The 24,986-nt window shown below is 40.3% G+C and carries 22 protein-coding genes, 2 pseudogenes and 2 other annotated features; of the genes and pseudogenes, 6 read left to right on the top strand and 18 right to left on the bottom strand.

Annotated features, from left to right (window positions below):
* Positions 1–474 precede the first annotated feature (474 nt).
* The 3 genes from JOC77_RS10635 (at position 475) to brnQ (ending at position 2,811) form a co-directional block, all read left to right on the top strand.
* On the top strand, positions 475–753 hold the full coding sequence (locus JOC77_RS10635) for a DUF1292 domain-containing protein (protein ID WP_338047214.1): 279 nt from the start codon (positions 475–477) through the stop codon (positions 751–753).
* 97 nt (positions 754–850) lie between these two features.
* Positions 851–1,045: an alpha/beta-type small acid-soluble spore protein gene (locus JOC77_RS10630; RefSeq protein WP_204542931.1), complete on the top strand. Its 195-nt coding sequence runs from the start codon at positions 851–853 to the stop codon at positions 1,043–1,045.
* Positions 1,046–1,156: 111 nt separating this feature from the next.
* Positions 1,157–1,423, top strand: a binding site (T-box leader).
* Between the two features lie 50 nt (positions 1,424–1,473).
* On the top strand, positions 1,474–2,811 hold the full coding sequence (gene brnQ, locus JOC77_RS10625) for a branched-chain amino acid transport system II carrier protein (protein WP_204542929.1): 1,338 nt from the start codon (positions 1,474–1,476) through the stop codon (positions 2,809–2,811).
* A gap of 385 nt (positions 2,812–3,196) precedes the next feature.
* Here brnQ and JOC77_RS10620 read toward each other — a convergent pair whose 3' ends face one another.
* The 11 genes and pseudogenes from JOC77_RS10620 to JOC77_RS10575 form a co-directional block, all read right to left on the bottom strand.
* Positions 3,197–4,531 (bottom strand): amino acid permease, encoded by a 1,335-nt coding sequence (locus JOC77_RS10620; protein WP_204542927.1) that lies wholly within the window; start codon positions 4,529–4,531, stop codon positions 3,197–3,199.
* 125 nt (positions 4,532–4,656) lie between these two features.
* Positions 4,657–4,882 (bottom strand) — a binding site (T-box leader).
* A gap of 96 nt (positions 4,883–4,978) precedes the next feature.
* A complete protein-coding gene (locus tag JOC77_RS10615; RefSeq protein ID WP_204542925.1) occupies positions 4,979–5,437 on the bottom strand; it encodes an SRPBCC family protein in 459 nt (152 codons plus the stop codon).
* 500 nt (positions 5,438–5,937) lie between these two features.
* Positions 5,938–6,168, bottom strand: a complete 231-nt coding sequence (locus JOC77_RS10610; protein WP_204542923.1) for an excisionase family DNA-binding protein — start codon at positions 6,166–6,168, stop codon at positions 5,938–5,940.
* A gap of 113 nt (positions 6,169–6,281) precedes the next feature.
* On the bottom strand, positions 6,282–6,719 hold the full coding sequence (locus tag JOC77_RS10605; protein ID WP_204542922.1) for a ferritin-like domain-containing protein: 438 nt from the start codon (positions 6,717–6,719) through the stop codon (positions 6,282–6,284).
* Positions 6,720–6,826: 107 nt separating this feature from the next.
* Positions 6,827–7,072: a YkvA family protein gene (locus JOC77_RS10600; protein ID WP_338047213.1), complete on the bottom strand. Its 246-nt coding sequence runs from the start codon at positions 7,070–7,072 to the stop codon at positions 6,827–6,829.
* A 26-nt stretch (positions 7,073–7,098) separates the two neighbouring features.
* Complete coding sequence (locus tag JOC77_RS10595; RefSeq protein WP_204542920.1) at positions 7,099–7,488, bottom strand: sporulation protein; 390 nt, start codon at positions 7,486–7,488, stop codon at positions 7,099–7,101.
* A gap of 55 nt (positions 7,489–7,543) precedes the next feature.
* The gene (locus tag JOC77_RS10590) at positions 7,544–7,663 is read right to left on the bottom strand and encodes an FbpB family small basic protein (protein ID WP_204542918.1); all 120 of its coding nucleotides are present in this window, start codon (positions 7,661–7,663) and stop codon (positions 7,544–7,546) included.
* A gap of 502 nt (positions 7,664–8,165) precedes the next feature.
* A pseudogene (locus tag JOC77_RS10585) lies at positions 8,166–8,306 on the bottom strand (tRNA (N6-threonylcarbamoyladenosine(37)-N6)-methyltransferase TrmO); the annotation flags it as partial.
* Positions 8,307–8,318: 12 nt separating this feature from the next.
* Positions 8,319–8,447, bottom strand: a pseudogene (locus tag JOC77_RS21850) (hypothetical protein); the annotation flags it as partial.
* A 19-nt stretch (positions 8,448–8,466) separates the two neighbouring features.
* Entirely contained in the window at positions 8,467–9,240 is a 774-nt protein-coding gene (locus JOC77_RS10580; protein ID WP_204542916.1) for a 2-keto-4-pentenoate hydratase, read from the bottom strand.
* 191 nt (positions 9,241–9,431) lie between these two features.
* Entirely contained in the window at positions 9,432–9,569 is a 138-nt protein-coding gene (locus JOC77_RS10575; RefSeq protein ID WP_204542914.1) for a hypothetical protein, read from the bottom strand.
* A gap of 117 nt (positions 9,570–9,686) precedes the next feature.
* Here JOC77_RS10575 and JOC77_RS10570 point away from each other — a divergent pair, with 117 nt between their 5' ends.
* From JOC77_RS10570 to JOC77_RS10560, 3 genes are all read left to right on the top strand, one after another.
* Positions 9,687–9,905, top strand: a complete 219-nt coding sequence (locus JOC77_RS10570) for a hypothetical protein (protein ID WP_204542912.1) — start codon at positions 9,687–9,689, stop codon at positions 9,903–9,905.
* A gap of 753 nt (positions 9,906–10,658) precedes the next feature.
* Positions 10,659–13,043: an immune inhibitor A domain-containing protein gene (locus JOC77_RS10565; protein ID WP_204542910.1), complete on the top strand. Its 2,385-nt coding sequence runs from the start codon at positions 10,659–10,661 to the stop codon at positions 13,041–13,043.
* A 451-nt stretch (positions 13,044–13,494) separates the two neighbouring features.
* Entirely contained in the window at positions 13,495–14,454 is a 960-nt protein-coding gene (locus JOC77_RS10560) for a D-2-hydroxyacid dehydrogenase (RefSeq protein WP_204542902.1), read from the top strand.
* A gap of 280 nt (positions 14,455–14,734) precedes the next feature.
* Here the strand turns inward: JOC77_RS10560 and JOC77_RS10555 are convergent, their stop codons facing one another.
* The 7 genes from JOC77_RS10555 to mngA all read right to left on the bottom strand — a co-directional run bounded on the left by JOC77_RS10555 (position 14,735) and on the right by mngA (position 24,935).
* Positions 14,735–15,847, bottom strand: coding sequence for a threonine aldolase family protein (locus tag JOC77_RS10555; RefSeq protein WP_204542900.1), 1,113 nt, complete (start codon positions 15,845–15,847; stop codon positions 14,735–14,737).
* A 115-nt stretch (positions 15,848–15,962) separates the two neighbouring features.
* Entirely contained in the window at positions 15,963–16,277 is a 315-nt protein-coding gene (locus JOC77_RS10550; protein WP_204542898.1) for a hypothetical protein, read from the bottom strand.
* 513 nt (positions 16,278–16,790) lie between these two features.
* Positions 16,791–17,873 (bottom strand): hypothetical protein, encoded by a 1,083-nt coding sequence (locus JOC77_RS10545; protein ID WP_204542896.1) that lies wholly within the window; start codon positions 17,871–17,873, stop codon positions 16,791–16,793.
* 206 nt (positions 17,874–18,079) lie between these two features.
* Positions 18,080–18,433 carry a general stress protein gene (locus JOC77_RS10540; protein ID WP_204542894.1) on the bottom strand — a complete coding sequence of 118 codons (354 nt, stop codon included), beginning with the start codon at positions 18,431–18,433 and terminating at the stop codon, positions 18,080–18,082.
* Between the two features lie 418 nt (positions 18,434–18,851).
* Positions 18,852–19,682: an STAS domain-containing protein gene (locus JOC77_RS10535; protein ID WP_204542885.1), complete on the bottom strand. Its 831-nt coding sequence runs from the start codon at positions 19,680–19,682 to the stop codon at positions 18,852–18,854.
* A 677-nt stretch (positions 19,683–20,359) separates the two neighbouring features.
* Positions 20,360–22,969 carry a mannosylglycerate hydrolase gene (gene mngB / locus JOC77_RS10530; RefSeq protein WP_204542883.1) on the bottom strand — a complete coding sequence of 870 codons (2,610 nt, stop codon included), beginning with the start codon at positions 22,967–22,969 and terminating at the stop codon, positions 20,360–20,362.
* Positions 22,970–22,991: 22 nt separating this feature from the next.
* Positions 22,992–24,935 (bottom strand): PTS 2-O-a-mannosyl-D-glycerate transporter subunit IIABC, encoded by a 1,944-nt coding sequence (gene mngA, locus JOC77_RS10525; protein WP_204542881.1) that lies wholly within the window; start codon positions 24,933–24,935, stop codon positions 22,992–22,994.
* Positions 24,936–24,986 lie beyond the last annotated feature (51 nt).

Genomic DNA, 24,986 nt, shown 5'->3' with positions numbered 1-24,986 from the left:
AGCTGGGCTTGAGCGGAAATTGCCTGTTCGTAAGCGATAGAATGGCTTTGGCGAATTTGCACTTTTACGACCCGAAATCTCGGCCAGAATATTTTAAAGCGGTAACAGTAGCGACCGGTAACCTGCAGTCGGTGAGTGAAAATCACCTGCTGGTGAGGGAAAAAGCGGTATTATTTGAGCGAAACTAATAGTGAATCACTATCCTGCTTGCTCCGAGTGAAATAAAACAGGCACAATCGGAGGAATCTGAAGTTCGCGCAGAATTTTAGTTTTTCGCGCAGAGGTCTGAACATTTCGCTCTGATATGAAATTATTCGCGCAGAGACCCTGATTTTGAAGCAGAGATAGCATACTTTTAAGACCATACTCCCCCACTCTCCCAACTTGTATTCCTCTCCCCCTTATGTTTTTCTTACTACATCATAATTCTTCGTCAATTGGAAAAAGTAATAATGAAAAGTGGAGGTGACGTTTGTGGAACATCCTGAAATGAGAGATTTTGTAACCATTGAAGATGAAGACGGTGTAGAACAGCAGTATGCGATAGAAGCACTATTTGATATGGAGGATCAGTCCTATGCTTTATTGACTTCTGGAGATGATACCATCCTTGTTGCTGTAGAAGAGGAAGACGGCGAGCAGTACATCACGAATATTGACGATCCAGAAGAACGCGACAATATTTTAGCAGCCTATCAAATTGCAGTTGATGCGGCTCCAGCAGAGGATGTAGGAGACGTAACGGATTATTAAATGTATGTATAGGCTTTATGAATTCTCTGACCGTAAATCGGTTACCATAATAGTGAGCATGATGGTATGCTCAATTTATCGTCGGGAGTGATGTATCTTGTCGAGAAACAAACTTTTGGTTCCTGGTGCAGGTAATGCCCTAGATCAGATGAAGCAAGAAATTGCGAATGAGTTTGGAGTTCAGCTTGGTGCAGAAACGACCGCACGTGCAAACGGTTCTGTCGGCGGAGAAATGACTAAGCGTATGATTGCTTATGCGCAGCAGCAGTTAGCCCAGCAGCAAGGACAGTGACCGAAGAAGAGGCCGATTTCAGGCCTCTTTTTTCTGCCAAAATTTATAAATAAATAGAATCGTCTAAAAAGATTGACAATTTATTTGTTCACTGATAAATTATATTACATATTAAAATCAATGAAGAGAAGAGTAAGATGAGTATCCTGTTCCCCAGAGAATCGGCGCTGTTGCTTTTGTATACAAAGCGACTTGGTGAAAGCCGATGTTCAGTTCTTATCCGAAGATCATCTCCGAGATGCAAAGCTGAAGCTAGTAAGCTTTGACGGTTTTTCCTCCGTTACCATGGAACACGTATGATAGTACGTTGACTGAGTGCTGCATTCTTTTTTATTGCAGAATTAGGGTGGTAACGCGAGCGATAAACTCGTCCCTGTTTAACAGGGGCGGGTTTTTTTATTTTTATAGACAGCAAAGGAGAGTTTACGATGAAAAAGAGAGACACATTATTTATTGGACTTATGCTATTTTCTATGTTTTTTGGTGCCGGGAACCTTATCTTCCCCCCTTTCTTAGGGGCTGAAGCAGGTACATCCTTCTGGCCGGCAATTGCAGGATTTATTTTAACAGGCGTCGGACTTCCATTTGCCGTATTGTTAGCTGTTTCCCTGGTTAAAGGAGGGGCACAAACAATCGGGAACAGAGTGCATCCTATGTTTGGCACTGCCTTTATGGTGATCGTTTACTTAAGCATTGGACCATTCTTAGCTATACCAAGAAATGCGAATGTGGCATACGAAATGGGTCTTAAACCGTTTTTGGGAAGTTCGGCCTCAGGCTTTTCATTATTTTTATTTACACTCATTTTCTTTGGACTTGTTTATGTAGTCAGCTTAAACCCTTCTTCAATGGAAAAATATATGGGCCGCTGGATTACGCCAATCCTTCTACTATCCATGGTTGTGTTATGTGTGACTGGTCTTCTTAAACTAGATTCACCCTTGCAGGCCCCATCTAAGGCGTACGCCTCTGGAGCATTTTTCAAAGGCTTCCTTGAAGGGTACAACACGATGGATGCCCTGGCCTCTTTAGCATTTGGAATTGTTATTTTGACAGCCATCAGCCAAAAAGGCATCAGTGATAGAAGACAATTAACCAGCTATACGTTAAAGGCTGCCGTAATTGCAGGGGCCCTGCTTGCACTTGTATATGTATCCCTCGGGCTAATGGGTGCCCGTATGCCTGCCGGAGATTCCTCCAATGGTACAGAGCTCCTTTCAGCTGCTTCTGTCCTTCTCTTAGGAAGCAATGGAACGGCATTGCTCGGAGTTATTTTTACACTTGCATGTTTTACAACGGTAGTGGGCCTGACTGCTGCCTGCGGCCAATATTTCTCCAGACTGCTGCCTAAAGTCAGCTATCAATTAGTTGTATTAGCGGTAACATTGGTAGGATTTACACTATCTAACTTAGGGCTGAATCAGATATTAAAAATTTCTGTGCCTTTCCTGGTTATGGCTTATCCTCTGACAATCGTATTGATCACTCTGACTTTCTTTAGCCGATTCTTTAACGATTCTCGGAAAGTATATGCATGCACCGTCATATGTACCGGAGTGTTTGCCTTAATTGATGGGTTAACCGTTTTTGGCTTAGAATTAGGCCCTGTCCAAACTCTGAGAAACTTCCTTCCGCTTTCAGCCAGCGGACTTCAATGGATTCTACCGGCCTTTCTTGGGGCCCTTGCTGGATTAGCACTCGATAAGCTTGGCGGTAACTCTTCTGGCAAAGAACAGCTCCAGGAAAAAAGAATAAAAGTTTCTTAAAATGAGGGACTTGATGTACACAGGGCAGAAATACCATGTGCCGCAAGCAACACAAAAAGCAAAGCTATTCCGGAACGATTAGGCTTTATGCAAGAAGGAATCAAGCTCGAGGGGGCAGTGGCTGTATGACCACTATGAAGATCTTGTGACATACAGTATGCTGTCTAGAGATTGGAAAAGTCAGAAATAATATAGAAGTCCATTTAAAACGGCAGCCGCACAGGCTGCTGTTTTTGGTTTGATTTTCCGGGATAAACAATTGCTTTAATCAATTCCATCTTAGCGGAATTCCCCTGGCAATTTTAGTTTGTTCGAAGAATTTTTTTACATTTTATGCGGTCAAAAAAATAAGAGGAGACCCGCACAAGGGTCCCTCTTATTTCATCTAATTGTTCTTCTTAGCCGCTTTTGTAAAAAAGGATAAAATAATCAGAATCGCCACAATTCCAATACAGACTGTGGAGCTTAAACGATTAGCTTCGCTTTGAAGTAAAGCGATAAAACTTACTCCCAAGCCAATAACCGCGAAAAGAGTCACATATGGGAATCCCCATATTTTAAAGAATGGCTCCTTTTTATACGTCCTCCGAAGCCTTAACTGCGCTATACAAATGCTGATCCAAATAAATGAAACAGCAAATCCCGGGATAGCCATCAGATATCCAAACACCTTATCAGGCTCTAAATAAGCAATATATGATCCCGCAAGCAGTACGACTGCACTGATCATCAGCCCTACAATAGGCACCCCTTTTTTAGAAACAAAGCTCAAACTTTTTGGGGCTGCGCCTGATGCCGAGAGAGAATGCATCATTCTCGTGCTTCCATATATCCCCGAATTAGCTGCAGACAGGACAGCTGTAATCAGAATAAAGTTCACAACATGAGAAGCGCTTTCGAGTCCGGCTGTTTTAAACACCTGAACAAATGGACTTCCGCTTTGGTCTATTTGATCCCATGGAATTAATCCGCAAATGATTAGAATGGGAAGAGTGTAGAATAAGATAACGCGGAACATAACTCCCTTTACAATTCCAGGCAGTGATTTCTCTGCATCTTTCATTTCGGTAATCGTAAGTCCAATCAGCTCGGAACCTCCGTATGAGAACATAACAATCAGCAAGGTAGAAAAAACAGCTCCCCAGCCATTCGGAACAAAATCCGTATAATTTTCAAAGTACGGCGTTTCTCCCGAACTTGGAATCACACCCAATAAAATAGCAGCACCCAATAGGATAAACGCGATAATGACAAAGATCTTTAAGCCTGCAAACCAGTACTCAATTTCCCCGTAATACTTAACACTAAAGCTATTCAGCAAAATGATTCCCAGTGCACAAATCAAGCTGAGCGCCCAGAGAGGTGTATCCGTGAACCAATACTGAAGGAAGCTTCCCGCTGCTATTACTTCTATCACACAGACAACAAGCCATAAAATAACATACAGCCAGCCAGTTACAAATGAAACTTTGTCCCCGAGAGCTCTTCCAATTAATTGGTTCATATTCTGCCCGGGATAAACAATGGCCATTTCAGCCAGTGCTGCCATTACAATTAATAGCAACACTCCAGCAAATAAATAGGAAAATATAACTCCCGGCCCCGCCAATCCGACCGTATCAGCACTTCCTTTGAATATTCCTGTTCCTATCATTCCGCCCATCGCAATCATTCGAACATGACGTGCTAGCAGCTGTTTTTGTAACTTATCACTTTGCATGTGACACCACCCTATTCCATGAATCTACATAATTGTAGTTTTTATTTGCTTATGCCTTTTCTAAGATTGCACATAATAGTGAAGCCAATTATTGCTAAAAAAATAAAATCCCTGCTGAAAAAATCAGCAGGGACGAATAATCGCGGTACCACCCTAGTTGTAAACAAAGTTTACCTCTTGATTGTTATAACGGTTTAATCCGTCTTCTCTATCCTATTCAAGAGAAGAAGCTCCAGGAGTGAAATTCGTTTTAATATATGTACCGGCTTCCACCACGCCGCTTTAAGCAGCCTCCGGCTCTCTATAACAGTGAAAATTAAAACTACTAGGTGTTCCTATCAACGCTATATTAATATTTTTTTAGAATAATTAAAAGGTATTTCTTGATTATAGAGAGGATTAGATAGGATGTCAAATATTTTTTGATAATTTAGTTAATTGTTCAAGTTAAACTGTTACAGCCGGCAATGTTTTACCTGTTTCAAGCAAGCTTTTCAGATTGCTGATTATGGCAGGCCACCCGTTGTTTAATCCTGCAAAAGTATCGTCCGCCTGTACAAAATCCCCAGGCTGTAAATGATCGTGTCTGAGCGTTAATTTAACCGATCCCTCCATGGGCTTCAACTCAAAGGTAACTACAGTAGGAAATTCCCGAGGAGTTTCATCCCCTTCTCCTTCCCATGTAAAAGAAAGAAGGCGCTCCGGATCAATTTTCAGCACTTTTCCAGAAACATCTAGTGCCCCGTCCTCCAACAGATATCTGACAGCAGAGCCTTCCTGCCAATGGGATTCCACTTTCCGGCCGAAGAAATATTTCTTTGTAAATTCACCATCCGTAATTCCCTGCCAGACATGTTCAGGTGTAGCAGCTATGTAAGTTACATAAACAAAAGATTGTGTACTCATGAATATTTTCCTCCTAATTCTTTCTATAATACGTACCTACTATATGGGCTTTCTAGCTGACAGGAGTGCTAAAAAAGGTGAAATGACCGGTTTTCTTGTTGTAATCTCTGAAGAATAATTCGTATGGACCTCTCCATATACATTTGGTACAAAAATTCGGGTGTATCTGAACCATTTATATAACTTTTTTCTAACAGGCAGAATCTTATGCTTAAGATTTTGAAATGTATGCTTAAGTTTTTTGATTTTATGCTCAAATTCCCGACTTTTATGCTTATGTTTTAAGGTTTTATGCTTATCGTCAAGTTATCTATTATGAGCCCGTTATACTTAAGCATTAAGTTATACGCTTATCAAGGACCTGTTTTGCTTAAAAATTAAGGCATCTGCTTATTACGAGCCCAACATATTTAACCATTACTCTATATAATGTATCCGATATGCTTAACCGCGGTATACTCACGAAAACTCATTTTGATTAACCATTAAAGCCTTAAGCTCTAATCCTCATCCTTCACATCCATATCTTCAGGAATCGGCTCATTCAGCCATTCTGCAAAAAGACTTTTATACTTTTCCATTTGTTCCAAATGTGTGGAGAATTGGTCCTTATTTATTAGATACTGCTTTCCGTCATAAACAGCCCGAATCTTCTTTTGAAGCACCAGACTCTCGATATAGTTTTCTGGCATAGAGAGATACTCGGCTGTTTCTTTTAGAGTAAGATACACAACTCTTCACCTCTTTTTTACTTACTATAGCTGTTTTTAATCCAAATGAAAACTCTGATCAATAAAAAACCAGCATGTCATCCTTCCATCTGGACATCCTGGTTTTACTGCTCTTATTGGTTCTGTGACATAAAATATAAAAACCAAACCGCATGATTCTGTTCATCCGCGGCCGCTCTTCGAAAAGCTTCCTTTATCGATGAATCATTTGTGAGTTCTGTAATATCCAGGTATTTATCAACGGTTTGCTGTTCATCTCTAAATGCAAAATCGAGAGCTTCTCTATAATTATTCGGGCATTCCTCTGTAATCTTTACCGAGGGCTGCGCCCCAAAAAGAGAAGTATAAATTCGCCTAAAATGCTGAAAGTGACTGATTTCATCAGTCCGTATTTCCAATATCTGATTTCTCACCGATTGAGACGGGGCCATAGCAGATATTCTTTCATAGCATTGAATTGCGCTATATTCTCCGTTGATTGCCTCACTGATTTGCAGCTGCAGCTGTTGATTCTGCCTGCTCCAAATGTGCGGATAATATGATTGATCCATCTTATCAACCCTTCCCTTACAATTCTTACTATTTTATGGGAAGGAAAGATGACTGTGCCTGTTTAAATACTATTAAAACTTATCCCCGGCCAAGCCATGTTTTTCTTTTAAAGCCAAGCCTTAATCATTCGATCTACAACAAAACCTGCAAGCACTACATCATCCACTATTCCAAAAAAGCTCAAAAAGTCTGGAATTATATCAAAGGGAAAGAACGCATACGTAAGTATTAATAATACCCCGAAAGCTTTCTTACTCGATGGCACTTCTTTCGTCAAAAAGAAGTCCTTCAGGAAGGGCAGGAACTTCCAAAACTTGAACACAAACTTAATTCTTTTTAGAATTTTAAACATAGGTATTGCTCCCTTCTTTCTGCTCTTTACTCAACAATCTGAATCTTATCCATATCCCGGCTCTCTACTCCTTCGTCAAAAGTGAGCTTCGTTTTAAAACGATAAGAAATTTCCTTTGAAGAGATAGGTACAGAGTCTGGAAGCTTAAAAGTGAATGTTATCTTATTAGATTCTTCTGATTCTATAAGCTGAGTCGTTAAGATAGCTGCCGAATCAATGATTTTTTCTGTATCGGCCGCTTTATCAGTCATGATTAAGTCACAATCAATACGTTTTATTTTCTGTTCGATTGTACCGCCTTCAATTAGAAAATATCCGTGCACGGCATCTCCAGGCTTAAATGTATCCTTTTGTAAAATAAGATCAATCTTTGCTGATCCTACTCCTATCAAAGCCATATATTTTCTTAATAACATCGTTTATCCTCCAGTTATTGTTTATTTAATAGATTTATTCAGCCTAAATTATTTATTACCTCAAATATTTGTCTTCAATGCGTCTTTCAATTCGATCAAGCTGAGCTTTATCCTTCAGAAGCTCTTCCTTGTTTTTCTTAACCAGCTGAGATAAGGACAGTTTCTTTTTTTTCATCAATGTTCACTCCTGTGTTTTGATTTTATTAGTTTCAGACTATTGTGATCCCGATTATAGTTTGGCTAATTCCCCTCTGTAAAAAGAGCGATTTAGTCCAAATAAAAAACCTCTACCAGCGGTGTGGTAAAGGTTTTGGATACAAATAAAGACCTTTACCGTATGAGGTAAAGGTCTTGCTAACAACGTTTCCGCTGCCAGCAAAGCCGGGAGAACAAACTCCGTAATGACGACTCTGCTGTAAAAGCTACTCCCCTTTAGGAGAACTATATTCGACTATTTGTATCTATCATACTATATTCAGAATAAAAAGTCAAAAAGTATAAAGGAGCTGACAATTCCACATTAGGATCTAGGTGGATTCCATTAGATTTTTATGCACGATTATTAGGATTTTTCCAGAAGATAGGTCCACTGACTAACTCCTATATCGTGCAAATCCGTTGTAACATAGCCTCGTTTCCGCTAGGGCGATTTCTACCGTGGGAAACTCATTCCCAGATTAATTCCAATAATTCTTCATCAGCTCAGAGACCCATGCAGGCTGTCTAATTTCTCCAGCTGGCAGGAATTCCTTCAGTACTGGTTTGATGTCAATCACCGGTGTCCCGTGTATGGCATCTAAGCCCTTTACATGAATCTTAAAAAGTATACATTTATACCGGCCTAATTTGAACATATTCATATGCCAACGAAAGAAGCCTTTATCTATTCCTCCATTATAAACGGATACTTCTCCCCCTATTTCTTTCATCAATTTCTGAGTCGTTCCTATAACAAACATCATGAACCTCTTATGTAAACTATTCGCGAACCTCTAGTTCTACCTCACCATACACATCAAACACTGCACGGTAAGTGCCGATTACCAAAGGAATAGGGCTTATGAAGGTTCCCGATGATATAATCATTCCTTTTTGAAGACTTTTTCCTTGAGAGGATAAACTATTATTCAGCCACAATACAGCATTTAATGGATTCTCTAGTACAAAGCTGGATTTCCCCTCTGCTGCAGGCTCTCCATTATGATAGAGAGTCACAGATATATTGTCTAAGATAGTTCCCGAATTAACCTTGATCGGCCTTCCCGCGATAACTTTTCCTGTTACAGCATTATCCATGATCAATTCACCGATTGATATTTTCGGATACCAGTTTTTAATGCGGCTGTCTGGGATCTCCAGACCTGGAGCTATCATGGTCTTCTCAATAATTTCGACCGGATCGGCGAATGGTGAAATATCCTCAGTCACGATAAACATCAACTCCGCTTCCAGCAGCGGGTCAAAAAAGTCACTTCTGCTTAAAACACCTTCTTTTACCAGTGTTTCATCTGTTAAAGTTCCGTATACCGGCTCATCTGTTTGAAAAACAGTCTGTAATCCTTTGTTCGTCAGACTAATCTTATAGCCTGCGATTCGATCGTTTTGGTTTTCTAGCTTTCGCTGTATGTATTCATCCTGAACTGAATAGAAAGCATGATTACCTGTAAAGCCCTCAGTCTCTAAAGAAGAGAGCGGTGTTTTTTCTTCCCGGGCTGATAGCAGCGCTGAGACAATTTCCTGTGTTTTAGTCATGACAAACTCCTTCCTTTCTATTTAAATTAAACAATACTAGAAAATTTAGAAAAATCAAATAATAAGCAATTTAGGACCGACATGTATAGATATAAATGAAACTACAAATAAAAGGACCCTTATACCCTTTAAGAGGACATAAGGACCCTTTAGAAAACCCTACTATTGTAATTTCGATTAGGTGTGTAAGTTTAATAAAAATAGTTGGTGATTTTTTGCATTTCCTCATGTAATTCCTTCAGCATTTCCTGGTATTCAATCAGCTTTTCATTTGACGATGCAATAAGTTCTTTGGCGCGGAAGTGCCTCCTGGAAAGTATGTTATGCATGCTATTAGCTCATCATCACAAGTATTGTTATTAACATTTTTTCTCACTAATTGGAAATACTAATCAAAGTCCCATAGTTTGGTTAAAACGAATAATAAGAAGGAGCGACCTTAAAACATGCCAGATAAAGATGTCAATACTAGCGAAATCAAAGCCTCAAATGAAGGCGATGCGGTTGATGTAAGTATGCTGCCAACTAATAGAAATCAAAATCCTGATATTAATTCCAGGGGAAGAGGGCCTATCATTATAAATGATCCGGAAGCCACCTCTTTAAATCGCGGAATCTTTGACAATGAAAACCGTGAATACTATGACGGCGACCTTTATCGTTAATCATTAAAAGATAAGAGCGTATAGTAGAAAAACTAGTTCAAAATAAAGTCGTGGAAAGATTCAACCGGTTTTAACCCTCCCCTCTCATCAGCACATTCCCTCATGTGAATGTGCTGGTTTACCTTCTTAAATTCTTATTCAATACCCAATCCGCCCGTATTTTTCTATAAAATCTTTCTTAAGGATACTCGTCTTTTTCTTCGTACATACACTTTAATCGTTTTCATGCGTTTTAGGCAGACTCTAAAGAAGGGTTGCCACCGGCTTTCCCACCTCACTTTATCCTTACTCCCTTTAGTATTAAATTCATAACATACAATATCACTTAATACATTTTCCTGCTTTTCCGAACTTGACATATCTACGGGACGATAATGGGGTTTACGTTTTTCTAATTTCTTATCTAGTTTGTTCCGGTAATATTACTTAATAGCAGACTTAGCGAGTCCTTTCTCTGTTTCATTAAACTCAACATTTTCCGAAATACGAGCTTGTTAGATATCCGCAGTTGGTCTTGCAAGAAGGGCTTCTCGCGCCACTTTACTTTTCTCAACATCTCTTAATGAATATTTAATTCTTTTCCCCATTTGAAAAAATTATCAATCTATTATTACGAATAGCGAAATATAAGAAATTTCCACTATTTTTGTCTTAAAATATTTTAAATATTTACACAATTTCTACAAATTGTTATGCTTTTATCAGACTATCAGATCATTCATACACCAAACAAATACATTTGAGGTGATTTTTTTGCTAGAGAAAAAGAATGTTTTAAAGGTGATTTCAAGTATTACCGCTAGTACCGTGGTTGCTACTTCTTTAGTGGCAGGGACCTTTGCCAGTATTACGGCAGCTCCAACCCCTGCAAAGGCATCCTCTATTGAACAAGCCCCTATTGATTTAAACATCGTAAACGAAGATCGGATTGCTAAGGCTCTAAAAGATCGAGGGTTAGTACCAAAAAATGCTAGTTCAGCTGAAGTGCAAAAAGCAGTGAAAGCCTATATTGCAAAGAAACAAGCTGTTAAGACCCCTAGCAAAAACGTCACCAAGGAACAAAAAGAATTCAGTCAGAAAACAAAGGACTTCATAACAAAGCAAAAGGAAAAGTTGAGAAAGCAGCTTGATAAAGGACATAAAAACTATAAATTGGGTAAAAATGGCTTTGTGAAAGTAGATCCTGCAAAGCAAGCTCCTTATTCCGGCGGTAAAAGAACGGACAAGGTTCTGGTATTGCTCGCTGAGTTTGCTGATTTTAAACATAATAATATAGATAAAGAAGAAGGGTATATGTACTCCGATGACTTTAATCGCGAACATTATGAAAAAATGCTCTTTGGAAACGAAAATTTCACACTTGATACTGGAGAGAAGATTCAAACTTTTAAGCAGTATTATGAAGAACAATCCGGTGGCAGCTATACTGTAGATGGGTATGTGTCTGACTGGCTGACTGTTCCAGGAAATGCAAAAGATTATGGAGATGACAGTCCAGATGGCGGAAATGACAACCTGGCTCCAAAGGGTCCGCGAGACTTTGTAAAAGATACTCTTAATGCCGCTGCAGCCTCCGGTTTAAATCTAGCAGACTATGATCAATTCGATTTATATGATTTGGATGGCGACGGCAATCAAAATGAGCCAGATGGACTCGTAGACCATCTTATGATTATCCATGCTGGAACAGGGCAGGAAGCCGGCGGCGGAAAGCTCGGTGATGATGCAATCTGGTCACATCGCTGGGTATTAGGGAATGCTCCTTATAAAGTACCTGGTACAAAAACTGAGGTTCCTTACTGGGGCGGTCAGATGGCAGCCTTCGATTATACGATTGAACCAGAAGATGGAGCAGTTGGCGTATTTGCCCACGAGTTCGGACATGACCTTGGCTTACCTGACGAGTACGATACCCAATATACCGGTGATGGAGAACCAGTAGCCTCATGGTCCATTATGAGCGGCGGCAGCTGGAACGGTAAGATTGCGGGTACGACTCCTTCCAGCTTCTCACCACAAAATAAGGAATTTTTCCAAAAAACAATGGGTGGAAACTGGGCGAAGATTACAGAAGTAAACTATGAAGATATAAATAAAGTTGGTGTTGCAGCACTTATCGACCAGAGTGTTACCAAGTCGAAAAACAATGGTATCGTTAAAGTCAACCTTCCATTGAAACAAGTGCAATCACCGATTGAACCTGCTTTTGGGGACAAATATTACTACAGCACTAAAGGAGATAACCTTCACACAATACTAACCACTCCTGAATTTGATTTAACCAGTGCAACAAACGCAAAATTTGAATATAAAACATGGTTCGAAGTTGAGTACGATTATGATTATGTATACGTTAACGCTGTAGGTTCTGATGGGACGGAAACGGTACTAGATGTAATCGGTGATGAAAATAATGAAGCTGGCTTTGAGACCTCCAAAGGCGCTTGGGTAGACAAATCCTATGATCTAACTCAATTTAAAGGTAAAAAAGTTAAATTGGAATTTGAATATGTCACAGATGCCGGCCTTGCTCCTGAAGGGTTTGCATTGGATAATCTGACCCTTACTGTCGACGGAGCGGTTACTTTCTCTGATGATGCTGAAGGAACTGCAAAAGTAACAATGAATGGTTTTACACAGTCAAATGGCTTTGATCAAAAGCCTCATTACTATTACTTAGAGTGGAGAAACTATGCGGGAGCCGATAAATCCTTAGAATATTCCCGCGGTGTTAAATATAATACGGGATTAGTAGTTTGGTATGGCGATGACAGCTTTACAGACAACTGGACCGGTGTCCATCCTGGCGAAGGATTTATAGGCGTAGTCGATTCTCATCCACAAGCAATAATTGGAAAATTAAATGGTACAGAATCAATCAATGACAGTACTAGATACCAGGTAGCTGATGCAGCGTTCTCTTTTGATAAGGCCCCTTCATGGTATATCAATTCCCCTTCTCGCGGAATCTTTGATTATAAAGGAATGCCTGGGAACATTGTATTTGATGATTCAAAATCCTATAGTAATACCATTATTCCTGATGCAGGACGCAAAGTGCCAAACTATGGATTAAAGTTTCTAGTACTTGGTGAAGCAAAAGATAATAGTGCAGGAGCAGTATGGATTCATAAGTAATTTAAAACAGTGGGCTGGTTTTCTTAGCCCACTGTTTTATTATTTTATATCCCTCTTCAACCTCAAACAATAACTCCTCTTTCGTCCGCAGTACCGATTGACGAATGAACTCATCCGCCGTTTTTTCTGCCAATTAACTTACTGAACAAAAAACTCTTCATTTGCTATAAGGCACCGTCACAGACAAATGATTATTAATCTGAATAGCATTTCCCAAAAGAATTTTTCCATATCGTTTTTCCGCATCTTTTTAAGAGAAAACTTTATACAGGTACACTATTTTATTTACTTATATTTCATTTTTATAGATGGTTATCCCAATTCATATTAACTAAGTTTTTCAATCTTTAATACAAATTATTACATTGTAGACTTTATGTTCTTATATTTAACAGCACTCCCCTTCTCTCTGGTACAATAATCTCAAATACTGGGAATTGGAGACAAAAATATGACAAAACGAAAGCTGATCATTGGGCAGAATCTTGCTGGTCACTATGTGGAAAAAATACAAGCGGCGATTCCTGATTGGGAGATTATTGCCGGCAGGGATTCGTCTGTCTGGCAGGATGAACTTGCTTCTGCGGAAGTTATTGCTGGCTGGCGAAAGGGAATGGAGGATGCGCTGAAGGGAGACACAAAGCTTAAGTGGCTTCAGACCTGGAGTGCTGGTGTCAATTCCCTTCCTTTAGAGGCTCTCGAAGAAAAAAATATTTCGGTAACAAGTGCCAGCGGTGTTCATGCAAATCCTATTTCTGAAACCATATTTGCTCTAATGCTTGCTCTGACAAGAAAAATTCATACGTACATAAGAAACCAGCAATTAAAGACCTGGCACAATGCTGGTTTAAAGCTTGAAATTCATCATAAAACAGTGGGTATTTTAGGGATAGGCGCTATTGGCAAAGAGACAGCGAAAATAGCTAAAGCGTTTGGAATGACAGTGCTTGGAATGCGTTTTTCCGGTCAGCCGGAAGAATACGTGGATAAAATGTACACACCCGATCACTTGAATTCTTTGCTTCCTGAATGTGATTATGTAATTGATACACTGCCTTTAACCAGGGAAACTCATCATTTAATCGGCAAAGAACAATTCGATCTCATGAAAAAGACTGCCTTCTTTATTAATATTGGCAGAGGCGATTCTGTAGTCGAAGAAGATTTAATTTCAGCATTAGAACAAGGACTTATTGCCGGAGCTGGACTAGACGTATTTGAGACAGAACCATTGAACGAAAGCAGTCCGCTATGGGAGATGGAAAATGTAATCATTACACCTCATACCGCCGGGGCAACCGAGTATTATGACCAGCGTGTAATAGATGATATTTTCATCCCTAATTTGAGGCAGTATCTTCAAAATGAAACTCCGTCTATTAATTCTGTCTGTTATAAAAAGGGATATTAACCGATTAAGCCGCCTTCCCTATTCCATAACTCTCGACTCTCTTAAATGGGGAGGCTTTTTTAATGATTACATCTATTTTATTATGATTTATCTAAGAAAAAGCCGCAGCCATTGAAGTGGGCATGCAAAATTCTGGCTTGAGAGCTGCTGCTACGGGCATTTTTCGAAACGCTTGCTTCTGTTTCCCCGTTCTATTGTATGACATAATATTTCAGGACCTGCAACCTAAATACATATAAAAAGGGCCGTCTGCTGACAGCCCTTCTTTTATTTTAAAAAACTAAATGGAAGGAGATACATTCTTCATTTCACTTAATTTTATATTCAGCATACGAAATGTCTTCTTTAAATCTTCCTTTGGCAGATCAGCATACGCATCCCCAACACTTACTTCGAAGCAGCATTCGTTTTCTGTTTTTTCTTTTAAATAGCTGGTTAACCCTATGCCGGCAGCTTCATAAATTTCTACTAAAATAGGTTCAAGCTTCTCCTTTGGCAGGGCAATATGGACATGGAACATATTAGAAACAGGCTCTTTCGGCTTTGTGGAGACATTCTGGCAGCCATTGAACAACGCAGCCAATTCCTTCGCCTCATGATAGTACTGCTCCATTTTATGAATTCGCTGATTAAAGTAATAATCGGAGCTGATAATATAAGGATACAGACTGATTAAATCACCGCCATGACGCCTCTTCCATACTTTTGATTCTTCTGTGAATTCTTTATCTCCTGCAAGAATGGCCCCCGAAATTCCTCCGACTCCTTTATACAAAGATACATAAACACTATCAAACAGGTCACAGACCTCTGAAGCGGTCTTTTGATAATACGGAAGAATTTCAAACAATCTTGCTCCATCCAGCTGCAATTTGATCCCTTTTTCTTTGCAATAAGCAGAAATAGCTTCAAGAGTTTCATACTCCGGCAATTGGCCGCCAATTTCCCGCTGGGGCAATTCTAGCAATAAACATGCGATATTATCACTCATGCTAACCACATCTTCTAAAGTAATCAATCTGTCTTTGTCCGCGAGTAGAATGGATTCTATACCATGCAATTCCTTTAAACCGTCTTCCTCATGGATTTCCAGGTGGGATAGTGGATGATAGGCGACTTTTTTAATTCCTTTTTTATCACACCAGATTCTTAGTGCAATTTGCTGAGCCATCGTTCCGCTCGGGAAAAACACGGCAGTCTCCTTTCCCAGAAATGCTGCCATTTTATCCTGGAAGTCTTCTATAAGCTTCCCGGTTCCATATATATCGCTTTCCGCTCGGCCATCTACTTCTTTTATGGCCTGCTTTAAAATTCCAACATCTCTTTTTCCATGGCCTCCTGCTTGATAGGCGGTTTGTTTGAAGGCCTGGAATAAAGTTTTAGTTTCACTCATCGTTATTACTCCTTTAGGATACTTTTCTGAGAGCTTAAATAAATACAATATTTCAACACTATTATTATCTCAAATCAGTTCCAAAAAGAATATAAGCGGATTAAATTACACCAGGTTATTTGTTAAGGAGCAGGTTGATGCCTATCTCCATTTCATTTTCACATGAAATAGTGAAGGCTGCCACTCGCCATGGAATTTCATCTGCCGTAAAAATGTCTTTAATTTCTAGAATCTCATTTACATACAGTTGAAAATTCGTCCTGGAATCTTCACTGCTTATCATTAAAAAATCCTCTCCCTCCTCAAATCGATAGTTCTTAATAGTACATACATTAAAAACAGCTATGTGTTTTATTGCAATTTGAATTTCATAAAGTTCAGCATGATTTTTTAATTCACTAATGAATTTGTCCAGAGTTATCCCGGCCATGATCATCCTCCTTTTTCTCCATCATAAATCATTGCACCCTTGTACCAAAGTCATAGGATTCGTGTGTCCTTTCAAAATGGCTCCGGTATACAAAATAGCTGCGTTTTCACCTGAGCATAATTGGCCTTCAGCTGCACCTGTTAAAAGAAATGTTTTAAACTAATTTGTTATTGTCTGCAGTGAATTAGATTAATTAATTGCACAATTATCGTTACATTTGGCAGCTGCCAAAAGGATAGGAGCTCAAATCGGGTTATTGCACCCCTGCCAAGCCTCACCTAAACGTATATGAGCTATTAACGAAAATTTATGAGCTGTTTCTCAGAAAATATGAGCTGTTTCTCAGAAAGTATGAGCTGTATCTCAAAAAATACAAGCTGTTTCTCATAATATTTGATCTGCAAATATTTTATACACCCCTGCCCACCCAGGGGTAAGATGCTATACACAGAAAAAGCAGGAATGCTGGTCATTCAACATTCCTGCCTTTTTATATAGAGCTTCGTTTTATTCTTACCTTCCTGCTTTCCCCGGTTCAACACCCAGCTCATCTAACTGAGTTTTCACATCATCCATAATGGCTTCGGCCTTTTTCTTTGTAGCTGAATCCAAATTATCAAACATATCATGATGTCCACCCTTGCCCGGAAGTTCGGCTCCCAGCTTTTTTAATTGCTCTTTTGCTTGTGCTTCAGTAATGGTTCCGGCTTTTAGCTTTTCCAAAATGGCCTCTGCTTTTTTCTTTGGCGCCGTATCTAGATTGGCAAACATATCATGGCGGCTGCCTCTTTCCGGAAGCTCCACTCCCAGCTTAGCCAGCTGTTCTTTTGCCTGTGCTGCAGTAATTGTTCCTGCTTTCTTTTTGTCCATAATGGCTTCTGCTTTATTCTTGGTCGCCGTATCTAGATTGGCGAACATATCATGGCGGCCGCCTCTTTCCGGAAGCTCAACTCCCAGTTTAGCCAGCTCTTCTTTTGCCTCGGCTTCTGTGATCGTACCTGCTTCTTTTTTATCCATTATAGCCTGGGCTTTTTTCTTTGTTGCTGTGTCTAGATTGGCGAACATATCATGGCGGCCGCCTCTTTCTGGAAGCTCCACTCCTAGTTTAGCCAGCTGCTCTTTTGCCTGTGTTGCCGTGATCGTTCCTGCTTCCTTTTTATCCATAATGGCCTGGGCTTTTTTCTTGGTCGCCGTATCCAGATTTACGAACAGATCACGGTGCCCACCTTTTACCCCAAGCTCGACTCCAAGTTTTGACAGCTGCTCCTTTGCCTGTGCTGCCGTGATCGTTCCTGCTTCCTTTTTATCCATTATTGCCTGAGCTTTTTTCTTAGTGGCAGCGTCTAGATTTGCAAAAAGGTCACCTTTTCCTCCTTTTTCTGGCAATGTAACACCTAATTTGGCTAATTGTGATTTTGCCTCTTCCATAATCTTATCTACTTTTTGCTGGGTAGCCGTATCTAAATTCTGGGTCCAGCCCCCCTTTAAGGTGGAAGCGGATGTGTCCGTTGCTGCATAGGCGGATACACCTGCTGCTCCAAGAATTCCTATTGATAATGCTCCAGCTGCTGCATATCCTGCTATTTTTTTCTTCATGTTCTCTTCCTCCAAAAAATGTATTTTGTTCTTGCTGATAAAGGCTGTCTGTTCTGTACATTGACTACTTTAACCATGAATGGTGAAAAAACGGTGAAAAATGTAAAGCATTACTAACTTTCTTAAAAAAATAAGCAAAAAAAATACAAGCCGAATGATCCGGCTTGCACTTCATTTCCCTTATGTCTTCTTCACTCACAAGAGTGTCATTTTTTCTTTTCTTCAATCATTACAACTATTTTTCCAGCTTCGATTTGTTCCATATACCTATTAGCTTCTGCTTCCGATGCACCATTTTCTTTTAGATGGTCGTCCAGCTGAGGCTCAACTTCCATAAAGAAACGCATAACTTTTTGGAAGAAAGAATCTTCATGATCGTGGTCAAGAGTTGTAATGACATTCACTTCCAGAGACTGATCGGCATTTTTGAAAGCTAAGTCCTTTTCGTCCCTGGCAATAAGTGTGAACACATGGTCTTCAAATCCTCTTCCTTTTATTTTATCAATGGCATCCATTGCCTCCTGAGTTGAGTTATACACACCATATACGCTCTGATTCATGATTTTATCCTCCTTTTAACCTTTCTTTTCTTTCTTTAGCCTTTTAAGAATCGTTATAAACCGGCTGCCATTTCAATGTCTTCGCCTGTTAGGCCATATAGAAAAACACCTTTATGTTATATAGATTATCTATACGGCATAAAGATGTTTTATTTTTTAAGGCTCTTTTCTTAAAGATTGTTGTTATTTAATAAGTTTTACAAAGTCATTTCATTGTTAAATTAGGTTGATTGGAGCGTAAGGTGCGAGACTCCTGCGGGAGCAGCGGGACAGGTGAGACCCCGCAGGCAAAGCCGAGGAGGCTCACCGCCCGCCCCGCGGAAAGCGAGCATCCTGGAGAGGAAATCAACCTACTTGGTCGATAGCAACAAAGTTTGCGAAAACAGCCTTTTTTAAAGATTAAAGGTCATCCAGCCTCCTATAAGGCATGAATATAATCCTTCAATGTCTGCTGTAACGTTCCTTTTGTTTCTGCTTTTTTCTCAAAGGAAACTCCTAAGTGGATCATTTTTCTTACAAGTTCTGCGCGCAGCCCTGTAATGACAGCCTTGCATCCCATCATAGAAACTCCATTTAATATTTTTTCAAAATGAACGATAACATCTACGTCCATGCTGGTTATTCCAGACATGTCCATTATCAAGGTTTGAATACTTAAAGAGGATATATCTGACAATACTTTTTCTTCAATGGTCTGCATTCTGTAAGGGTCAATCGTTCCGATCAATGGCAGAACAGCTACCCCAGTACTGATCGGTATAATGGGAACCGATAAATGTTCCACCAGTTTTCTTTGAGAATTAAGCATTTCATCCTTGTAATTTGAATAGCTTATGAAAAAAGTGTTCAGGAACTGGTCTACGCTATCATTGATTTTCTTCTCCATAGCGTAAAACTCTTCGCGTTTGGTAGCTTCGCTGCTTAATCGGTCATACTGATACAGAAAATGCCATACAGTCCTTCTAATAGCCTGTACCCATTCAAGCTTGAATGAAAGGGTTAAAGCGTTCTTCGCCCATGCCTTCCCTTCCTGCTGCGCAAAACTAATGAGATCTGCTTCTTTTTGCTCTACAATGTATAGAACTAACTTTTCAGCATTTTTTAAAAGATTGATATTTCCTTTTTGCAAAATTTCACTAATTTTACCTGCAACATTTACCGCCTCGGATAAAAGCTTTTCCTCAAATTTCTCTCTGTTCTGAAGGAAAAATTCTGTAATGTGGTCTCTTTCTTTTTGTGTGATTTCCATTTTATGTTCTCCTCTCTAGTTAAAATTCTAAGTGGGTATAGCCATTAATGGCCTGCGTATCACCATCGGAATGTATATATAATTTCTTTTCCTGTACTAAAATTCCTTCTTACTTTTTTACTATTTCAAAAAAACTATATCCTTTTTTGTGGCTATTAGTCAAAAAAGAAGCAGAATCATAGTGTCCTGTAAGGTTAGCTTGTATCCTCTAAGGTTCACTGTCTTTTGAACTTTGCTATGTTTCTTCCGCCATCCAATTACGCACTTTATCCGCAGCCGTGCCTGAACTGCTGCCTGGCTGCCTCCGGATTTAAAGCTTCCTCGAAAGTATCGTAAGGCTGCTGGATTGAGACAGCTGCGGTTAGAACATCATAAAGATTGTCATAGGCTGTTTAACTTACCCGGCTAGCGCAGGTACATGGAATGTTGTACTTATGTCCATTTCCTAATACCGGCGGGAACTTTTCCTTACGCTGTTTGGGCATAGAATTCTGCCTTCCCCTGTAAAAATTATATCAGCCTCATTAACCTTCTTCTAAACTTGCAGTGTGCTGAGCATCCATTTGAACCAGAAATATAGCAAGCGCCTATTGCATATACACAAATATCTTTACACCCGGTATCCAGTTTCACACTCCTATTTAAAAGGCCATTCCCTAAGGAACGGCCTCTACATTTTATTTAATTGTAATTGTTTTTACTTCGTTTGGAACCAGCTTTAAGAATTTTTCTTTATGACTAGGAAGAGGCTCTTCCTTCAAATTAACTTCTTCCAAAGCTTCCAAAGCTATACCTTTCAGCTCCAGCGAACAATCAATTGTTGTCGGGTTGTAGAAACGGGCAACTAATTTGTCTTGTTTTTCCGCTTTCTTCAGCGTACTTAGAACAAGTCCATTCAGCTCTGCTGTTAAAAGACTAAATGAAGCTGGCACACTGTGATTCTCTTTATTCAGCTTCATCGCATCGTGCGGAAGTTTATTATAAGCCAGGAATGAAGTCGTATACTCTGAGGAGATACGAGCGGCCTCTGCATCTTTCCGATTTCCTTCTAAATAAGCAATCGCAAGATCAAATGTCCATTCTCCCAGCATTTGAGAGTCCGGAGTTGGCAGCTTAATTCCTGAAGGCCTTCCCGGGCGGCGGACAAGTTCTTCTTTGCCAAGGACACCTATACTCCTAAACAGGGTGACTGCGATTGTGTCAAAATTCTGGCCGATAATCTCATATTCACGGACACTGTTAGTCATCACCAGCACAGACTTCTCTTCGTTCTCTAAGCCAGCATAACTAAGGAACGGATAGATGGAATCTGGCCTTTCATCCCAACCCTCTGATTCCCATACTGCTAAAGCTTCATCAACCACACTTCGTTCAATTGTTCCAAATTGATTGTCAGCAAACGAAAACGCGCTGGAAATATGAGTTGGTATCAACACTCGCACTCTATGATCCTTAGCTGTGTTGTTGATGGTGAAAGAGACATCCATCCTTCTTTCGCTCATAGGTACCATTAAACGGATGGCAGCCTGTAAAACAACACTTTCACCGCCATGTTTTCTGGCTTCCAAATTTTGCGGGAGTTCCCACTCATATCGGATTGTTACAAAATGCGCATTCAGTGTGGACTGTATTTCAACCTTTGCGTCCATCACTTCGTTTTCACTATAACGCACTTTGTCTCCTGCTAATGGAGAGAAGTCATATTCATCTCCATCATCTCCTGCATTTTCTAATCCAAGCACACCGTTATAGGTTTCACCGCTTTTTTTATCGGAAATTGTCAAGGTTCCGTTTGATTCCACAATTATTCGATAATCATCTGTCTCAATTGCTTGTTCTTGTGAAACATCCACAGACTTTCTGATATTTTCTCCCTGTTCCACCCAATATGTGATATATCCAAGCGAAGGAAGGACAGGCTTCATTTGAATGGTATAACGTATGAATGGATCATAATTGCCGTAATGGACGATTTGTCGGTCAATGAGTCCCGGATCAATGACTTCCTGGTCAAGAATCTCATACGCAAGCTCCATACCTTTTTCATCAACGAGGCGAAACGACTTGAATTTGGTAGTGACTGTAGTCGTATATACCGCTTCTCTTTCATAAGGAAGCAGATTGAAGAGAACAAGGCGGTCCTCTAAACGATGCGTATCAACATGATCTGCAATTTTTCTCTTATAGAAATCAATCAGCCGGTCTGTTCTTTCTTCTGCATTGTGGAAACGAGCCATAATCTCAGCATGTACTTTATCAGAGCAGCAGCATCCGATGCTGTCATGGGCATGATTTTTCATGATTTCTTTCCAAATTGGTTCGATCAGTCCATGATGGTACTCGAATCCAAGCTTATAAGCCATGGCTGCCAATGGCTCAAGATGCTTGGTAATTTTATTTTCAATTCGCGTATTCGCCGACTTTATATCTGCACGCGTTGAGTAAATACTTCTGTGAACACGCTGGTATTTACCATCGAGAAACTCCCCATATATTTCATCGAGACCTTCTTGCTTTTCAATCTTTTCTAAAAGGTCTTCATACCGGCTAAGGAAAAATTCCCGGTCTGGATAGAGTTTTTTCAATGTTTCTATAACGTCATAAATATTCTGCTGAATAGGCATTTGATCATGGCCGTTCGGCAGCAGAACGTTCTCTCCAGTAGCCCCGCGGTCTAGTACAGTGAAATATTTATCCATCCGCGCTTGAAGAGATTCTTCTTCTACAGGCAGATACTTTCCGATCGCATATCCAAGCGGCATGAGCTGTACAAGAACTTTGGAGCCGCTGCTTGAAGTCCAATAGAATTCCGTTTTATCGGTTCCGTGACGTTCTGAAGTCCCCCGCCAAAAAATAGCGTACTTTATATCAAAGCCATTTAGAATTTGAGGCATTTGAGCAGATTGGCCAAATGAATCCGGCAGATATCCGATTTGCATCGGTTCTCCAAATTCTTCACTATCTTTAATCCCGTAATAAAGGTTACGGACGATTGACTCTCCGCCGACTACCATTTCATCCGTCTGAGTATACCAAGGGCCAATGATTAACTTGCCAGCCTGAACCAGCTTCTTAACCCGGTCTCGCTGGTCGGGGCGGATTTCAAAGAAGTCCTCGAGTATAGCAGTCTGCCCGTCCAATACGTAATAAGGATAATCTGGGTCTGTTTCCAGACGGGTTAGTATTTCTTCCATATTATTAATAAGAAGAATTCTGGATTCCTCTGTTGAAAAATACCATTCGCGATCCCAATGCATATGAGGGACGATGTGTACGTTCTTTGCCAAAATTCTTCACCTCTATTCCTTATTAAGCTGCTTTTTCCTGCAGCGCTTTCTCGTAGCCTAACTTCTTAATTTTTTGTTTTCGAGTTAAGATAAGCAGTGCAGTTGATATTGCTGCACCAATCAATGCGGAACCAAGCCAGATGACTCCATTCATCAGGGCCCCATCTCCTCCTTGCAGTAACGCTAACGAGAAGATACCGGCTCCAGGTACATTCAACCCAATATCCGTAACAGCTACCATTGCTCCTGTAACTGCTGATCCAATGACAAGCGATGGTATCACACGGAGTGGATCATTAATCATAAACGGAATCGCACCTTCTGTAATTCCGGCCAGGCCAAGGACCCACGTTTGTTTACCTACAGCCTGTTCATTTTTATTAAAGGAACGTTTAGAGATTAGTGTAGCAGCAGTAACCGAAAAGGCTGAAACCATTTTTACAGAAGCAAAAACAGCATAAGGGATAAAATTCCCGCTTGCCATTGCACCAATACAGAAGGTATAGGCGGCTTTATTAACCGGGCCTCCAAGGTCAAACGAAACAAACGCTCCAATGAGAGCACCAAGAACGAGGGCGTTCGCCCCTGACAAGCCTCCCAGCCAATCAATAAGCGATGTATTCAGCCAGGCAACAGGCTTTCCTATTACAAACAGCATAATCAAAATGGTAATAAGGGATCCAAACACTGGATATACCCAGAAACTGATAAAACCTGCAAATGTTCCCCGAGACTTAATTTTAGCCTTCATATATTTAAGCAAGTACCCGGCAAGGAAACCTCCGAGCATGCCTCCTAAAAATCCGCTGCCAATCATATTCGCTGCAACGCCAGCTGCAAATCCAGGTGCAAGTCCTGGCTTATCTGCAATGGAGTAGGACATATACGCTGCAAGAATAGGTACCATTAAGGTGCTTAGCAGCAAGCCGCCAAGTGTTTTAATTTGAAATAACCACGATCCTTCTTGTGCCAGTACCTTCTCCAAATCAAGGCCCTGAGCAATTAAAGTCGCAAAAGCTGAGATCATACCGCCAGCCACAATGATCGGAATGATATAGGAAATACCCGTTAAGATGGCATCCTTGATCTCTGTCTTTACAGACTTTTGGTCTTCTGTTTCATCGTCATGTTCCAGAATAGCTGCATCTGCTCTGGGAGTACGTTTTTTATTAAGAATTTGTACAATTAGACTTTTACTGTCTTTTATTGGTGAAGCAACACTCGTTTTGATTCGGGGAAGATGATGATAGCGCTCTTCATCTTTTACCGCTACATCATTGGCAAAAATAACCCCTGCGGCCTTGCGGAGCTGAGATTTGGTATGTTTGTCTTCAATACCGTTTGCTCCCTGCTTTTCAACTTTTACGTCTACATTCAGCTCTTTCCCTGCTTTTACTAAGGCTTCAGCAGCCATGTAAGTGTGGGCTATTCCCGCCGGACAGGCTGTAACAGCTAAAATCAGCGGACGCTCCTGATGTGATTCTAAAGTGATAACAGGTTCTGCCGCCTTAGATTCTCCAAGATGATTAAAAAGTTCCTGTGCAGTCCGGCATTGAACCAGCTCTTCTTTATAAGCTGGGTCCGACAGACGTGTCACTAATTCAGATAATAATGCCAGGTGTGTGGATCCTGCTTCTGAATTCGGAATGGCGAGTAAGAAAACAAGGTCCACCTGATTGGCAGGGTCTATGCTTTCCCAGTCTGTTATTGGTTTTTGTAATGTCGCAACAGCAAAGGCTGCTTCTTTAACTGCAGCTGATTTACCATGCGGGATGGCAAGCCCCTTTTCAAATCCAGTTGGCGAAAGCCGCTCACGGTCTAGTACAGCTTGATAAAACGCATCTGAATCACTAAGTTTGCCTGAGTCTGCTAACGCTTTAACAAGAGCTCGTATGGCTTCGTCTTTTGCAGTAAACTGCTGGTTAATTTGTATCAGATCTATTGAAGTTGCAGCTTGTAGATTCATATAACAACCTCCATTCAAAGTAATCGCTTACAACCTTTATCTTACACCTAA

Source organism: Peribacillus deserti (assembly GCF_016909175.1).
GTDB lineage: Bacteria > Bacillota > Bacilli > Bacillales > DSM-1321 > Paraperibacillus > Paraperibacillus deserti.
This window is presented reverse-complemented; position numbering and strand designations above follow the sequence as displayed.